17 protein-coding genes are annotated in these 16,112 nt (G+C 48.2%); all 17 read left to right on the top strand.

Annotated features, from left to right (window positions below):
- Window positions 1-41 precede the first annotated feature (41 nt).
- Window positions 42-863 (top strand): coiled-coil domain-containing protein, encoded by an 822-nt coding sequence (locus tag HMPREF2955_RS12425; RefSeq protein WP_070723774.1) that lies wholly within the window; start codon window positions 42-44, stop codon window positions 861-863.
- A 504-nt stretch (window positions 864-1,367) separates the two neighbouring features.
- Window positions 1,368-1,730, top strand: a complete 363-nt coding sequence (locus HMPREF2955_RS12420; protein ID WP_070723773.1) for an SMI1/KNR4 family protein — start codon at window positions 1,368-1,370, stop codon at window positions 1,728-1,730.
- A gap of 31 nt (window positions 1,731-1,761) precedes the next feature.
- The gene (locus HMPREF2955_RS12415) at window positions 1,762-2,277 is read left to right on the top strand and encodes an Imm26 family immunity protein (RefSeq protein ID WP_070723772.1); all 516 of its coding nucleotides are present in this window, start codon (window positions 1,762-1,764) and stop codon (window positions 2,275-2,277) included.
- A gap of 6 nt (window positions 2,278-2,283) precedes the next feature.
- Complete coding sequence (locus HMPREF2955_RS12410; protein ID WP_070723771.1) at window positions 2,284-2,793, top strand: SMI1/KNR4 family protein; 510 nt, start codon at window positions 2,284-2,286, stop codon at window positions 2,791-2,793.
- Window positions 2,794-3,586: 793 nt separating this feature from the next.
- Window positions 3,587-3,820 (top strand): hypothetical protein, encoded by a 234-nt coding sequence (locus tag HMPREF2955_RS12405; protein WP_139145561.1) that lies wholly within the window; start codon window positions 3,587-3,589, stop codon window positions 3,818-3,820.
- A 103-nt stretch (window positions 3,821-3,923) separates the two neighbouring features.
- Window positions 3,924-5,342, top strand: coding sequence for a DUF6242 domain-containing protein (locus HMPREF2955_RS12400; protein ID WP_070723769.1), 1,419 nt, complete (start codon window positions 3,924-3,926; stop codon window positions 5,340-5,342).
- A 65-nt stretch (window positions 5,343-5,407) separates the two neighbouring features.
- The gene (locus HMPREF2955_RS12395; RefSeq protein ID WP_070723776.1) at window positions 5,408-6,091 is read left to right on the top strand and encodes a type IX secretion system protein PorG; all 684 of its coding nucleotides are present in this window, start codon (window positions 5,408-5,410) and stop codon (window positions 6,089-6,091) included.
- Window positions 6,091-6,828: an isoprenyl transferase gene (locus HMPREF2955_RS12390; protein WP_009230776.1), complete on the top strand. Its 738-nt coding sequence runs from the start codon at window positions 6,091-6,093 to the stop codon at window positions 6,826-6,828. The genes HMPREF2955_RS12395 and HMPREF2955_RS12390 overlap by 1 nt, the downstream gene beginning before the upstream one ends.
- A 50-nt stretch (window positions 6,829-6,878) precedes the next feature.
- Complete coding sequence (locus HMPREF2955_RS12385; RefSeq protein WP_070723768.1) at window positions 6,879-9,494, top strand: BamA/OMP85 family outer membrane protein; 2,616 nt, start codon at window positions 6,879-6,881, stop codon at window positions 9,492-9,494.
- Between the two features lie 113 nt (window positions 9,495-9,607).
- On the top strand, window positions 9,608-10,120 hold the full coding sequence (locus tag HMPREF2955_RS12380; RefSeq protein ID WP_009230774.1) for an OmpH/Skp family outer membrane protein: 513 nt from the start codon (window positions 9,608-9,610) through the stop codon (window positions 10,118-10,120).
- Window positions 10,121-10,459: 339 nt separating this feature from the next.
- Window positions 10,460-10,960, top strand: coding sequence for an OmpH/Skp family outer membrane protein (locus HMPREF2955_RS12375; RefSeq protein WP_070723767.1), 501 nt, complete (start codon window positions 10,460-10,462; stop codon window positions 10,958-10,960).
- Window positions 10,961-11,284: 324 nt separating this feature from the next.
- Window positions 11,285-11,833, top strand: coding sequence for an OmpH family outer membrane protein (locus HMPREF2955_RS12370; RefSeq protein WP_070723775.1), 549 nt, complete (start codon window positions 11,285-11,287; stop codon window positions 11,831-11,833).
- Window positions 11,834-11,912: 79 nt separating this feature from the next.
- Window positions 11,913-12,752, top strand: a complete 840-nt coding sequence (gene murI / locus HMPREF2955_RS12365; protein ID WP_070723766.1) for a glutamate racemase — start codon at window positions 11,913-11,915, stop codon at window positions 12,750-12,752.
- A gap of 33 nt (window positions 12,753-12,785) precedes the next feature.
- A complete protein-coding gene (gene rbfA, locus HMPREF2955_RS12360) occupies window positions 12,786-13,121 on the top strand; it encodes a 30S ribosome-binding factor RbfA (protein ID WP_009236668.1) in 336 nt (111 codons plus the stop codon).
- Window positions 13,122-13,127: 6 nt separating this feature from the next.
- Entirely contained in the window at window positions 13,128-14,357 is a 1,230-nt protein-coding gene (locus HMPREF2955_RS12355; RefSeq protein ID WP_070723765.1) for an FtsX-like permease family protein, read from the top strand.
- Window positions 14,358-14,409: 52 nt separating this feature from the next.
- Window positions 14,410-15,276 carry a PfkB family carbohydrate kinase gene (locus tag HMPREF2955_RS12350; RefSeq protein WP_070723764.1) on the top strand — a complete coding sequence of 289 codons (867 nt, stop codon included), beginning with the start codon at window positions 14,410-14,412 and terminating at the stop codon, window positions 15,274-15,276.
- Between the two features lie 85 nt (window positions 15,277-15,361).
- A complete protein-coding gene (locus HMPREF2955_RS12345) occupies window positions 15,362-15,880 on the top strand; it encodes a hypothetical protein (protein WP_139145560.1) in 519 nt (172 codons plus the stop codon).
- The last annotated feature ends 232 nt before the right edge of the window (window positions 15,881-16,112 follow it).

Raw genomic sequence — 16,112 nt, 5'->3', positions numbered from 1 at the left:
AATTAGTTAGATATTTACTGAATATCCCTAAATAAATAACTATGGCATACGATATAAATCTTGCATTGGAGCGACTCGAGAAGAATCTCCAGGACATTAACTCTGCAAAGGAACAGGTTGAAGACACAATCAATGCAAGTTCACAACTTCAGAATGTAGTGAATGGTTATGTTGCTTCTGTAAATGCTGTTTTGCAAGAGACTATCCTCTTGAAAGAGGAAATTGCTAAGATGAGAGATCAGAAAGTAACAGAAATAAAAGAAGCTGTTACCTCTATAGAGGCCTCTTGTAATACCATTATTGCAGAGTTCAAGAAAAATTCGTCCAGCATACTTACTGATTTTGTTTCACAAAATGATAGACTTGCAAAAAGCAATGAAGAATTAAGTGCTTTCCAAACGAAGTTGGAACAATCGATAGAAATAACCTCTGGATTAAAGACCAGACAGGACGAGATTTCTGCAGATGTACATTCCATTCATAATAAACTGCAGGAAAGTACTGAAAATATTTCCAAACAGTATGGTCAGCTATCACAGAAAGTCGATGCCGATATGCTTTCCATTCATAATAGACAGCAAGAGAATTACGAAAATGTTTCTAAGCAGTACAGCCAGCTATCACAGAAAGTCGATGCCGATATGACTATGCTCACTAATTCTATGAGCAAAGAGTTCAGTAGGCTCTCAGAACGAACAGAAGAATTAAACCGAGCTATAACCAAAAACCAGAGGGTTATAGAGGAATTATGCAAGCAAATTTCTGATCAGCATGCGGATAATCTTAAGAATATCAATATTAATCGCTGGATGCTAATTGCAGGCATTCTCATCCTGGCTGCTTTGCAGTTTATAATAAAGTAGCCATCATCAGGCTCTAAATGTGCTTGCAGACAATGGAAACCTCTAGCTATACAGCGATTTATCAAGGAACTCTTCCTCCCTTTGCTTTCCTCTGCGTTTGTTAAAGACAACGTTTGGAATTACCTCTTGTTTGTGGCATCCCCGCCAGAACTGTTCTGCGTCGGAACCTACAACTGCGTTGAGAAAAAGTCCCGATACCGACAAGGGCGAGGTATTAAGTTCCGAGAACAATTCTGGAAGTACCTCAGAGATATTTTAGCCCCAATTGGCCATTGTAGCTTTGTCCTGTACTTCGTACATGAGAGGAATGTTTATCTTGGTTTAGCATCACAAAGATAATAAACTCCTCTCAATTTATAAAAATACTGAAAGCCAAGACAACTTCAACGTAAATTCTGCTTAAAGCAAGTAATATTGTCATACGCGTTAGCACTTAACAAGCGGCCGTTAAGCCCATTGCATCATGTCCGAACCTCACCAATTTTACTTATAACAGCAACAACAATGGATAGTGTAAGCGTAAAGAAGAACGTTATTGAACTGGAAGAAAGGTTGAAAATAACCTTTCCCAAGCCCTATTTTGATTTCCTGTGCCACATCAAAGCGGACGACGTCTTTGAGGTGGAAGGCTCTGGAATAGGTCTGTTTTCTTATTCCGACTTAGAGGAAAGGAACGAAACTTATGAGGTACGAGCCTACGAGCCCAATTATTTGATGATTGGACAAGATGGAGACATGGGCTATTTCGTAAGCACAAATACGCCCAACGACCATTCAATATACGCTAACGACTTAGGCGCATTAGGCTCATTGCCGATGAATAAAGTTGCGAACGACATCTTCGAACTGATCAGTAAGTTTCAATAAGTTACTTTCCAAACGCCCTAAAAGTTAAGCAATGAATAAGGTTATCGTTCATGCAGGAGATATATTTTGTATTCCGCTATTCATGCCCAAAGACGATTGGAAGTTAAAAGTAAAACTATCCGACAAAGATTTAGATAAAGACTTTGCCTTTGGAAGAGTAATAGAAACCAGTTCTTCGGTCTTAGTAGAGATTTTTAAGAAAATAGGTTCCGCCCAAACCTGCATTAGCGAAATCGAAAATTCGGGCGTGTTGTTTTCTCCATTGCAGATATTTTGGGACGGTATTGTAAAAAAGCGGTGGCGAATAATCGGGAAAACAGACTGTTACGACAAATATAAACACTCAAATTACAATAGTCTAAGAATGATATTTGGTGTTGATGGAGACTTTCGTTTGAGGAATTTTGCCACGCAAGAAGAGACACCCATTACAAGAAAAGAATTTAAACACCATGAGTTTTCGATTGTTTGGTTTCCTATCGACTTGGAAAATAGAATATTAAAAGCCATCAACCAACCTGCCCATACAAGCAATAAAAAAGAGTAAACACATATGGAAGACCTTATCAATATTCTAACAGAAATAGAACACAACAAAAGCTGTGTTGTTTCTAAACTGTCACATCCTGCGGTCAAATTGCCTTTGCATTTACCGCAAGACTTACGTTACTTTCTTGAAAACTATTCTTCAATCTCGCTTTTCAACGATGCCCATTATCCAATAAAAATCGTTGGTGCTGCTGAATTTAAAAGGGCTAACCCCATTATTGTGGGAGAAGACGTGGCAGACGACGTAAGCCACAACTGGTTTATCGTTGCGCACGACAACCACTCGCAATATATAACCATCGACTTGTCAAAAAACAAACTGGGGCATTGCTACGATAGTTTTTGGGATAGGCACGGCGTTGCTGGCGAGCAAGCGGTTGTTGCCAAAAGCTTTACTGAGTTGCTACAAAGCCTATACCGCGCCAAAGGACAATCTTTGTATTGGACTGAACAGGGCTTTCAATCGCTTGGCGATGCTTACGACGACTTATGCCCAGCGCCTAGCTACTCTTAACAGCCCCACAATAGCCAACAAAAGGCTTTACTGATGTTCGCCTTTGCACAACCTTCCACAATACTCAATCCACCAATTAGTTGACTCATCATCCCACCCAACAAACATTATTTGTAGTCTTTTCAGTACAAATTTTAACATTATAGGTACCTGTTTTACCCACCAACTGCTCACTCCACCGCAAATAATCAATTCTCGCGAAGGTTTGTTTTGATGCAAAAAGGGGTTAGCATGTGCATACTGCAAAATGAATTTTTATTTAAAGAAACCACTACTTGCACCTACTTTTGGGCTATTTGCCGCTAAATGGAGTGCGTTTTGGTGCTAAACGTAGTGCGTTTTGGTGCTAAATGCAGTGCGTTTTGGTGCAAAATGCAAGCCAATATGCCGCTAAATGCAGTGCGTTTTGCTGCTAAACGCAAGGCAAAATGCTGGTAAATGCAAGACGAGAAGCATAAAAATACGCTGTAATGGTATAAACAAAACCTCTTAGAACCATTAAAAACATAGCTAAAAGGGGCAAAATGCACCCTAAAAAGTGGTGTTTTAGTGGTAAAAACACAGTTTTTAGAGCCTTAAAAAAGAGAGCAGGCAACCAAATAGAAAGGTAAAATGGTGCTAAATGCAAGCAAAACCATCAAAAATGGACTGAACAAGAATTGCGTAAAGCTGAAAAATGCTGCAAAAAGCACGCTTTTCAACCTAAAATTTCGCTAGAATGGTGTGCCAGGCAGAGTGTGTTTTGTAAAATATATGCACCAAAATTAACTAAAAGGCTAATTTGGGGAAAAGATTGAAAAACGAACTCGATTGTCCGCTTAGGGATAGGAAGGCACTGAAAAATGGCGTAACTGCTGTCGACATGCTCAAAGAAAACATCAAGCCCAATGGTTTTTTCTTAACACATACAAACTCAACAAGCTGCTATCATCCAGTTTGTTTACCTTATCAAAAAGCCGAAAATCTAGGCACGTATGTGGCACACCGCTCATTGCTTGCCACCGCCAAAGCACGTAAAATACCTTAAAAAAACAGCGCGTTTATCATATTTTGCACAATAAAGCGAACAAAACGCTGTTTATTTGAGGAATTCTCACTAAATTTGCAGCTAAAATTAATTCAAAAGCGGAATGAAAAAAATGCGATGGTCTCTTGCTTTGCTGTTCTCGGCTGGTTTTGTTTTTGCATCTTGTCTGAAAGACGATGCCAGAGACATCACCTATTATGACGACACGGCTATCACGGCCTTCACCCTTGGAAAACTAAGTTTGAGGGTGGATTCCACCACAAAAGACGGCAAGAAAGACAGTGTATATTATAGAAAACTCGATGCCAAGAAATATGTTTTCTACATCGACCAGATAAACAAAAGGGTGTACAACCTCGACTCGCTGCCCTACGGCGTGAACCAAAAAAAGATTGTTGGCACCTTCTCTACCAGAAACGCGGGCGTGGTTACGCTGAAAAGCCTTACCAGCGACTCGGTAAAGTATTACAAAAACGGGCAAGACTCGGTGGACTTCACCTCCGAGCGCACGTTCGTTGTGTACAGCAACTCGCAAAAGTACTCGCAGAAATACACTGTAGACGTGCGTGTGCACAAGCAAAAGCCCAACGACTTTAAGTGGAACCAGTTGGCCACGGTGCCTGCTTTCGCCGCTATGCAAGGCATGCGCGTAGCAAACGCGGGGGCGATGGTGTTGGTTTTCGGCTCTACTGGTAGTGGGACGGTGGTGTATGGCTCGCCTATCGCCGACGGAAAGACATGGACAAAGCTATCGCCCACGTTCTCGCCCGATGCCAACGCATGGCAAAACGCCGTTAGTTTCAACGGCGTGGCATACGTTTTGAATGGAAACAGGGTGTGGCAATCAACCGATGGCACAACTTGGACCGACTTCGGCGTAAACGCCGCAGGCATGTCGCGCCTCTTGGGCGCATCTAATGCGGGGCTACATCTGCTTAAAGGCACTAGCACCCTATACTTGGCAAAGGCTGGAACGTCAGAGCCTGTGCTTGAAACGTTGGCAGCAAGCTCCAGCTATCTGCCGCAACAAGATTTAAACATGGTTGTTTGGAACCACTCAGCAAGCGATAAAACCGAACAAGTGGTGCTACTTGGCAACCGCAAAGAGGCCGACTACGCCAGCGATTCCGCACCCGTTGTGTGGGGTAAGGTGTTCGAATACGGACAAACAAGCTCTACCCAAAGGTGGGCTTACTACAATAGTTTGGAGGCAGAGCCGCGACTTCCGCGCATGTCTAACCTGCAAGTAGTGGTTCATGGGCCGGTTCTCTTGGCCGTGGGCGGTGCAGGTATGGGCGCAAGCAGCAGCGTACAGGCGTTGAAAAACGTGTATGTGAGTGCCGATGGCGGGCTGTCGTGGCGCACCAACCGCATTTATACAATGCCCACCGACGTGGCAAAGAACACCACCCAATTTGCAATGGGCGCCGATAAAGACAACCACATCTGGCTGGTTTGTGCTGGCACGGGCAAGGTTTGGCGCGTACGCAAGAACAGTGTGGGCTGGGCAACAAACAAATAACACCACAAACGCGGGGCAAAGGCAAACTGCAACAAGCCGCGCACAGTACGTATTTATATAATAAGGTGAAAAGAAACTGGCTCGCAATGTTGCTGTTCGCCGCACTCCCAAGCGGAGCAATGGCGCAAGGCGACCCCCTCTATCTCATGGAGGCGGGTGGCACATTAGGGTTGGTTACTTACTTAGGCGACTTCAATGCAGGCATCTTCCGTGGGACGCAACCTATGGGCGGACTAGTTCTGCGGCGAGTGATAAACCCCTATATGGACCTGCGGTTGGCCGCCTTTACAGGCAAGATAAAAGGTTCGTCGCAAAACAACGGCACCTATTACCCAGCCTATGCCGCCTCGCCTTACCACTTTAACCACCGCGTGGTGGATGTGGGCGTGGCCTACGAGTACAACTTTTGGCCCTACGGCACAGGGCGCGACTATCGCGGAGCACAACCCCTTACACCCTATATCATGGGCGGAATGGGGCTAACCCACGTTAATGGCGGCGCAAAGAACGTAACCACGGCCAACCTTTTCTTAGGCGTGGGCGTGAAATACAAGCTAGCCGAGAGGCTGAACCTTGGGCTGGAATGGGCCATGCACTTTGCAACGAGCGACAAGTTGGACGGCGTTGCCGACCCTTATACGGTGCGCAGCGTGGGCATCTTCAAAAACAAAGACGGCTATTCGGCCCTCTCGTTGTCGCTCACATATAGTTTCATGCCCAAATGCAGAACCTGTAACAAAGACGATTAATGGAACAAGAACTAGACATCAAACGCATACCCCGACACATTGCCATCATTATGGACGGCAATGGACGATGGGCAAAGGAACGCGGAAAGGAAAGAAGCTACGGGCATCAAGCCGGGGTGGACACCGTGAGACGTATCACTTCGGAGTGCGTGCGCCTAGGGGTGAAGTTCCTAACGCTTTACACTTTCTCCACAGAGAATTGGAGTAGGCCCGAAACGGAAATTGCCGCGCTGATGGGTTTGGTGCTCTCTTCGCTGGAAGACGAAATCTTCATGAAGAACAACGTGCGTTTCCAAGTGGTGGGCGACATACAACGCCTGCCCCAATCGGTGCAAGACAAACTGCAAGAAACCATGGAACACACTGCACAAAACACGGCAATGACCATGGTGGTGGCACTGAGCTACTCGTCGAGATGGGAGCTTACGCGTGCCGCACAAAGCATCGCACGCGACGTGAAAGCGGGAACGTTGCAGCCCGAAGACATCACCGAAGAGCTGATGAACGAACGATTGGAGACGGCTTTCATGCCCGACCCCGAGCTACTGATACGCACTGGTGGCGAGTTGCGCATCTCTAACTACATGCTCTGGCAGATTGCTTACTCGGAACTGTACTTCTGCGACACCTATTGGCCCGACTTCGACGAGGCCGACTTGCACCAAGCCATCGCCAATTACCAAGCGCGACAAAGGCGATTCGGCAAAACGGGCATGCAAGTAGAAAGCGAGTCCTGAACGGCAGGCATGAAGTATATTGACTTATAAAGATAGAAAACAACCCAAAAATGAAGATATTACGCAAGGTTTTTCCTGTTGTCGCCCTCTGCTTGTGCGGGCTTAACGCCGCCGCACAGGGCAAAATCGTGTACCCAGACATATCATACGCCGGTACACCCAAAACGTTGGTGCTGGGCGGCATCAACGTTTCGGGCATCGAAGGCTACGAAGACTATATGCTGGCAGGCATATCCGGATTGAGTGTGGGGCAGGAAATAACCGTTCCCGGCAACGAAATCACCGATGCCGTAAAACGTTATTGGCGGCATGGGCTGTTCTCTGACGTGAAAATTTCGGCCGACTCGATTGTCGGCGACAAGATTTACCTGCACGTAAGCCTTGCCTTGCGCCCGCGTGTCTCGGTCATCAACTATGTCGGTTTGAAGAAGTCGGAACGCGAGGACATGGAAAACAAGCTGGGACTGCTAAAAGGAGCGCAGATTACGCCCAACATGATAGACCGCGCCAAGATTTTGGCCAAACGCTATTTCGACGACAAAGGCTTTAAGAATGCCGACATCGAAATTCGCCAACGCGACGACGTGTCTAACAAGAACCAGGTGATACTCGACGTAATCATCGACAAGAAAGAAAAGATGAAGGTGCGAGACATCATTATCGAAGGTAACGCACAACTGTCTAGCAGAAAGATTAAGGGCGGCTTTTTGCGCAAGGGTGCGTTCGCCAAAACCCACGAGGCAGGTAAGCTTTCGTCGCTGTTTAAGGCCAAGAAGTTTACCCCCGAACGCTGGGCTGCCGACAAAAAGAAACTTATCGAGAAGTATAACGAGCTGGGCTTTCGAGATGCTACCATCTTGGAAGACACCGTTTGGAACGCCGACGAGAAACATGTGAACATACATATAAAAGTGGACGAGGGTAAGAAATACTACCTGCGAAACATCACGTGGGTAGGAAACACCGTGTATTCAACCGACTATCTGTCTGCCGTTTTGGGCATGAAGAAGGGCGACGTGTACGACCAAAAGCTGCTGAACAAGCGCTTAACGGAAGACGAAGACGCGGTTGGAAACCAATATTGGAACCACGGCTACTTGTTTTATAACCTGCAACCCACCGAAGTGAACATCGTTGGCGACTCTATTGACCTTGAAATGCGCATCGTTGAAGGCCAACAGGCACACCTTAACAAGGTGCGCATCAATGGTAACGACCGCCTTTACGAGAACGTTGTGCGCCGCGAATTGCGCACAAAGCCAGGCGACCTCTTCTCCAAAGAGGCATTGCAACGTTCGGCGCGCGAGCTTGCAACGATGGGACACTTCGATGCAGAAAAGGTTAGCCCCGACGTTCGTCCCAACTACGAAGACGGAACGGTGGACATCAACTGGAACTTGGAGCAGAAGAGCAACGACCAAATTGAGTTCTCACTGGGTTGGGGACAGACGGGCCTTATCGGCAAAATCGGCCTCAAGCTCAACAACTTCTCCATGCGCAACCTCTTTGGCAAGAACAAGGAGCGCCGCGGACTGCTGCCCATTGGCGATGGCGAGACACTATCGTTGGGCGTACAAACCAATGGTAAGTACTATCAATCGTACAACGCCAGCTACTCAACGGCTTGGCTTGGCGGCAAACGTCCGTTGCAATTCAACGTCAGCGTGTTCTACTCTAAGCAAACTGGCGTAAACAGCAACTATTATAACAACAATTCCCGCTATGCCTATTACAACTCGCTTAACGGTTACGGGAGCAGCTATTACAACAATTACGAGAACTATTACGACCCCAACCAATACATACAGATGCTTGGCGCGTCTGTGGGATGGGGCAAGAGGTTGCGTTGGCCCGACGATTTCTTCGTGCTTTCGATGGACCTTTCGTACACAAGATACATGCTGAAGAACTGGCGCTACTTCATTATGAGCAATGGTAACGCCAACAACATCAACCTAGGGCTTACGCTTAGCCGCAACTCTACGGACAACCCCATGTTCCCCCGCAAGGGTTCGGAGTTCATGGCATCGGTTAGCGTAACTCCACCTTGGTCTAAGTGGGACGGCAAAGACTATCGCAACTTGGCCAACGACCCAAAATCGCCCACATTTGCAAAGGAACAGCAGGAGAAATATCGCTGGGTGGAGTACCACAAATGGAAGTTTAAGTCGAAAACTTACACGGCTCTTTCGGGCGGACAAAAGTGCTTTGTGCTGATGTCGCGCGTTGAATTCGGTCTGTTGGGCTCGTACAACAGCTATAAGAAGTCGCCTTTCGAGACCTATTATATGGGTGGCGACGGTATGAGCGGCTACTCAACGGGCTATGCCGAAGAAACAATCGGCTTGCGCGGATACGAAAACGGTTCGCTTACGCCATACGGTGCCGAAGGTTATGCCTATACGCGCATGGCACTAGAACTGCGCTATCCCTTTATGCTGGGCAACACCACCATCTATGGTTTGGGCTTCGCCGAAGCAGGTAACGCATGGACCGACACGCGCAAGTTCAACCCCCTACAACTCAAACGTAGTGCCGGCTTGGGCGTTCGCATATTCCTTCCAATGGTGGGACTTATGGGTATAGACTGGGCTTATGGTTTCGACAAGGTGTACGGAACAAAGGGTGGCAGCCAGTTCCACTTCATCTTAGGACAAGAGTTCTAAACCTTTCAACGCCGTGTACGTCTAAAACATAATGGGGAACATGGCTCGGCCAAACCGGTTTTGGCCAGCCTTCGCCCCTTTTGCTGACAACAACAAATTAAAGAAGAGAGATTATGAAGAAACTTATCATCACCTGCCTTGTGGCCATTGTGTCGCTGGCAGCCCATGCGCAGAAGTTCGCGCTCATCGACATGGAATACATTATGAAGAACATTCCTGCCTACGAGCGAGCCAACGAGCAACTCAACCAAGTGTCGAAAAAGTGGCAAGCAGAGGTTGAGGCACTCTCGAACGAAGCTGCAACGATGTACAAGAACTACCAAAACGAGGTGGTTTTCCTCTCGCAAGAGCAACGCAAGGCCAAGCAAGAGGCCATTATGAAGAAAGAAAAGGATGCCGGAGAGCTTAAAAAGAAATACTTTGGGCCCGAAGGCGAACTCTACAAAAAGCGCGAAAGCCTGATTGCCCCCATACAAGAGGCCGTTTATAACGCTGTAAAAGAACTCTCGGAACAGCGCGGTTACTCGCTAGTGCTGGATAGGGCAAGCGATACGGGCATCATCTTTGGGTCGCCCAAGATAGACATCAGCAACGAAGTGCTGGGACGTTTGGGCTATTCCAATTAGTGAGGTTAGTAGGATGGAGGAAGTAGGAAGGAGTAAGTAATATGTAGTAAGTAGAATGTAGTAAGGAGGAAGGGGTATGTAGTAAGGAGTAAGTAGAAAGTAGTATGTGGTAAGGAGGATGAGCGGTAGAGGGGGTGGCCATATCTTTTGGCATTCCACACAGACCGAACTGATGAACGAGGCTCGCTACTTGACATCCCAAACCCATGTTGCTTTCCGCCATTCGCACCCCTTATCACTCCAAAACATCAAACTCATAAACTTCAAACTCACCAACTCACCAACTCTAAACGCACCAACTCATAAACCCGAATATTAACATATTAAACAATTATAACAATGAAGAAACTAGTTTTAATGCTGATGCTTTTCGCCCCAATGGCCATGTTCGCACAGAAGTTCGGACATGTTAACGCCCAAGAAGTGATGGCATCCATGCCCGAATTCTTAAAAGCTAAGGGCGACATCGAGGCTTCGGCCAAGAAATACGAGAACGAACTCACTGCCATGCAAGAAGAACTGAAACGCAAAAGCGATGAGTACGAGAAGACCAAGAGCACGATGAACGCCACCAAGCAACAAGAAACGGAGGCTAGCTTGCAGCAGATGTACCAGAAAATTCAGCAAACCTATCAAGACAACCAGCAGTCTTTGCAAAAGGCTCAGCAAGAGAAGATGGGCCCCATCACGGGTAAGCTGGTAGATGCCATTAAGGCCGTGGGCAAAGCAGGCGGCTACGTCTACATCATGGACGTATCGGCCGGCATCCCCTACATCAGCGATACGCTTAGCAAAGACGTAACGGCAGAAGTGAAAGCACAGCTCAACAAAATGAAGTAAAGTGCCCCTCAAAGCCCTATAACAGACTGCGCATCGCGCACTTTGGCAAACAAACCAGGGCAGAGGAAAGCCTATGCAAAGCCGTTCTGCCGGCACATCGTCTACGGCGAACGCCCCGAACGGCCATGCCTTCACAACCTCTTAAAGCACTGATGCCCGTGTTTGGCCTCGTTTCTTGTCGTGGCCAAACGCGGGTTTCAGCCTTTTCGCGAATGCGCCCGCATATATATTATAAGGTGTATCCGTGCCGATAAGCACAGCCGATATAGCGCATCGCCATACTAACAGATGTCCCAAAAGGGGCGAAAACACCAACCAAACGATATGAAAAAAACTATTTTTGCGGCCCTAATGCTCCTGGCAGCCCTCACAACGGGCGCACAAGATGCAACCACACAAACACAAAATGTACCCTCGGAGCGTGCTGCCACACTGCGATTTGGCTATTTCAGCTATCAAGATGTGTTGCAGTCGGCCCCCGATTACGCAACCATTCAGCAGAACATCGAGACCCTTCGCGGCAAGTATCAAGCCGAAATGAAACGCGCCACCGACGAGTTCAACCTCAAATACGAGGCTTTTCTCGATGGACTGAAAGATTTTGCACCAGCCATTCGCATGAAACGTCAGGCCGAATTGCAAGAGCTGATGGAGAAGAACATGGCCTTCAAGCAAGAGGCAGCACGTCTGTTGCAGAAAGCCGAGACCGAGGCACTGGCTCCATTGAAAGCTAGGCTCAACCAAGCCGTGGCCAAAGTGGGCGAACAAAAGGGTTTGGCCTTCATTCTGAACACCGACAACAACGCTGCGCCCTACCTCAATCCCGCATTGGGCGAAAACGTTTCGGCCGCCATCAGCGCCGAGTTGAAGTGATGCACACGTTGCTTAGGCAACATCCTTATGGGCAATGGGCGTCGTTTCGGCGCCTAACGGCCCGTTACATCAATAGCGAATGAACAACTTTCCACAACAAGCAGGCCCAATCGGCGTATTCGATTCGGGCTACGGCGGACTAACTATCCTGCACGGCATTAGGCAACTGTTGCCCCAGTACGATTATCTCTACTTGGGCGACAACGCCCGTGCGCCATACGGTCCGCGTTCTTTCGATGTGGTGTATCAGTTCACACGCCAGGCCGTAGTCAAACTCTTCGAACAAGGTTGTCACCTTATCATAATAGGTTGCAACACGGCATCGGCAAAGGCTCTGCGCTCCATTCAACAGCGCGACCTACCCAAGCTCGATGCCAAACGTCGCGTGCTGGGCATCATCCGACCAACAGCCGAGAGCATCGGCAACCTTACCAACACCCGCCACGTGGGCATCTTAGCCACCGAAGGCACCATCAAGAGCGACAGTTATCGGCTGGAAATACAAAAGCTGTTCCCCGACATTGTGGTGCAGGGCATGGCCTGTCCGCTGTGGGCAGCCATAGTTGAGGCAAACGAGGCCGACAGTCCAGGCGCAGACTACTTCGTTAAGAAACGCATCGACAGCCTTTTGCGCACCGATCCGCAGATAGATGCCATCGTGCTTGGCTGCACCCACTACCCCCTACTGATGAACAGCATCGTGAAACACGTGCCGCCTGGCGTGCGCATCGTGCCACAAGGCGAGTATGTGGCCAACAGTTTGCAGCAATATCTGCAACGACACCCAGAGATAGACGCGCTGTGCACCAAACATGGAACGGCACGCTATCTCACCACCGAGAACAAAGACAAGTTCAAAGAGAATGCGCAGATATTTCTGCACGAGCAAATAGACTGCCAGCACGTTAGCTTGGAATAGCCACACGCACATCACTCTAAACACCCACCCACTATGCAAGAAACAAGACAAAACCGCATCGCACGACTTCTGCAAAAAGAGTTGAGCCTTATTTTCCAATCGCAAACGCGAATGATGCACGGCGTTATGGTGAGCGTAACACGCACACGCGTGTCGCCCGACCTCAGCATCTGCACCGCCTACCTCAGCGTTTTCCCTTCGGAAAAAGGCGAAGAACTGCTCAAAAACATTGAAAGCAACATCAAGACCATACGCTACGAACTGGGTACGCGCGTGCACAACCAGCTGCGCATCATACCCGAACTGCGCTTCTTTATCGACGACAGCCTCGACTATATCGAACGAATAGACGAGCTATTAAAAAAATAACCGCTCATGGCCGTATCTCTTTTCATCGCCCGCCGCTACCTTTTCTCCAAGAAAAGCACCAATGCCATCAACGTCATTAGTGCCATCTCGGTGGTGGGCGTGGCTGTTGCAACGATGGCCTTAGTCATCGTGCTGAGCGTGTTCAACGGCTTTCACGACCTCGTTGCCTCGCTCTTCACCGCCTTCGACCCGCAAATCGAAGTGGTACCAGCCAAAGGAAAGGACGCACCAACCGACGACCCCGTGCTCACACAGATAAAACAACTGCCCGAAGTGGACGTTGCCACCGAGTGTGTGGAGGACAACGCACTGGTGTTTTACGGCGACAAGCAAGCGATGGTGACCATCAAGGGCGTTGACGACAACTTCACCCAGCTAACGCGCATCAACGATTTGCTATACGGCGACGGCGAGTTCGCCTTGCGCGCAGCCAACTTGCAATATGGCGTGTTGGGCATCAGACTGGCCCAACAGCTGGGTACGGGCGCACGGTGGAACGGCTTTATGCGCGTGTTTGCACCCAACCGCGAGGGACAATTCGACATTTCTAACCCCACTTCGGGTTTCGTTGTCGACTCTCTGCTCTCGCCAGGCGTGGTGTTCTCGGTAAGACAAGCCAAGTACGACCAGCGTTACATCCTCACTTCCGTTTCTTTCGCCCGCAATCTCTTTGGTATGCAAGGCATGCTCACGGCCTTAGAGTTGAAATTAAAGCCCAATGCCAACACCGACGAGGTGAAAAAGAAGATACAAACCATTGCAGGAAGTAAGTACAAAGCGCTGGACCGATACGAACAACAAGAAGACACGTTCCGCATCATGAACGTAGAAAAGGCCATTGCCTACATCTTTCTCACCTTCATCTTGGTGGTGGCGTGTTTCAACATCGTGGGTTCGCTCTCTATGCTCATCATCGACAAGAAGGCCGATGTGGCCACTTTGCGCAACCTTGGCGCAACAGACAAGCAGATTGTACGCATCTTCCTGTTCGAGGGTCGCATGATTTCGGCCGTCGGCGCGCTAGTGGGTGTGGCCTTGGGCCTACTGCTTTGTTGGCTGCAACAACAATACGGACTGGTGAGTTTAGGCAAGAGCGAGGGCTCGTTCATCGTCAATGCCTACCCCGTAAGCGTGCACTACACCGATGTGGCGTGGATTTTCGTCACCGTCATAGCCGTGGGTTGGCTCTCGGTTTGGTATCCCGTGCGCTATCTCAGCCGCAAACTCTTAGCTTAGACCCCAACCTTGTCTCATATATAATTTCCTAAAACAATTCTTAGCTCTAACAATGAACGACATTTGCTGTATTGGACACATCACGCGCGACAAGATAATAACACCCCATCACGAGGCGTTTATCTCGGGCGGAACAGCCTTCTACTTCTCGTATGCCATAGCACGCCTACCCCGTAAGGTGTCTTATCAGTTGGTAACCAAGCTTGGACGATATGATGTTGAAGAGGTGAAACGCATGCGCGACGAACGAATTGACGTATTGGCCTTTACTTGCGACAACTCCGTGTACTTCGAAAACCGCTACGAAGGCGACCAAAACAAACGCACACAACGGGTGTTGTCCAAATGCGATCCCTTTAAGATTAGCGAGATGAACGGCATCGAGGCCAAGGTTTTCCACCTAGGCTCGCTGCTCAACGACGACTTCTCGGCCGATTTTGTACGCGAGCTGTCCACACGCGGACGCATTTCAATCGATGCACAAGGCTTTTTGCGCGAGGTGCGTGGGCAAGAAGTGCTGCCCGTTGACTGGGAAGAGAAGCACAAAATATTGAAAAACACCCACACTTTGAAACTGAACGAACACGAAATGAAGGTGATAACGGGGCTTACCAACCCGCGTTCGGTGGCTCAACAAATCGCATCGTGGGGCGTTAAAGATGTGGTCATCACCCTAGGCAGCGGTGGTTCGCTCATCTATGCCGACCAAACGTTCTACGAAATCCCTGCCTACCCACCGCGTAAGCTGGTAGATGCCACGGGCTGTGGCGACACTTATTCAGCCGGTTACCTCTATTGTCGTGCCCAAGGCCTAAGCTATGCCGAGTCGGGCAAGTTTGCTGCCGCCATGTGCACACGCAAGTTGGAGGCCACAGGCCCTTATATGCCCGACAAAGAATGGTTTGCTGAGGGAGCATAAGCAACACAAAAAACAGCAAACGGCTACTTTGATGCTGGAAAACGAGGGTAATCTAACTCCTTTTAGTCCACTCTACAACCAAGAAATGTCAATCGGGTGTTCGTTCACCTTAAAAATAAAGAAGATGAAGAAAGTGTTGTTCTGCCTGCTTGTAATCGTTTGTATCGCTATCTCATGGTCTTGCCAAAACACAAAGCGGTATAAGATACCGAAAACAAATAAGGTCCTACTAATTTATAGACCCTGGTTTACGGGAGCTGCGTACGTAACAGTTAGAGACAGTGGTGCGACTACGCTCAAGAAATCAGACGTTGATGTTATACGTGTTCCCGTGTACGAAACGACAGAACTCAACTTTGTTCTTGACTTGTCTAACCCCGACAAGATATATTATGTCGACCCTTGGAATATAGCCACACCTTATCCTAGACAAAAGAAGTATAAAAGAATCATGGATGGGGACAGACGATTCTATCAACCGAGAGAACCGGCTACCAGGTTCGATGTTCGGCCTGGATATATAGAGGTGCGCATAAAAGATTATGCAGACTTTGTAATCTGCTGCGAAAAGAAAGACTATAACAACCTAGAACCAGAACCTTAGTATCAGTATTGTAGTCGCCTTGGTTATCCAATTTATACAAGTGTTCCTTGCTTTTCTTTGCTCACCCTGCTCTCCCAGCAAATCCAGTCTTCCCCAATCATCTAGTCCGCCAAACCATCTAGTCACCTTAGGGCAACCGTCTCGCTTGCCCAACGTTATTGTTAAATATCCTTTATTTGCCCCATCAAACCTATAACAACCCCCAAACCACTCGTCTTAGATAATAAAGGGC

It is taken from the genome of Prevotella sp. HMSC073D09 (assembly GCF_001814145.1).
In the GTDB taxonomy this organism is placed as follows: domain Bacteria; phylum Bacteroidota; class Bacteroidia; order Bacteroidales; family Bacteroidaceae; genus Prevotella; species Prevotella conceptionensis.
Note: the sequence above shows the minus strand (reverse complement) of the source record. Positions and strands in the feature narration are given on the sequence as shown.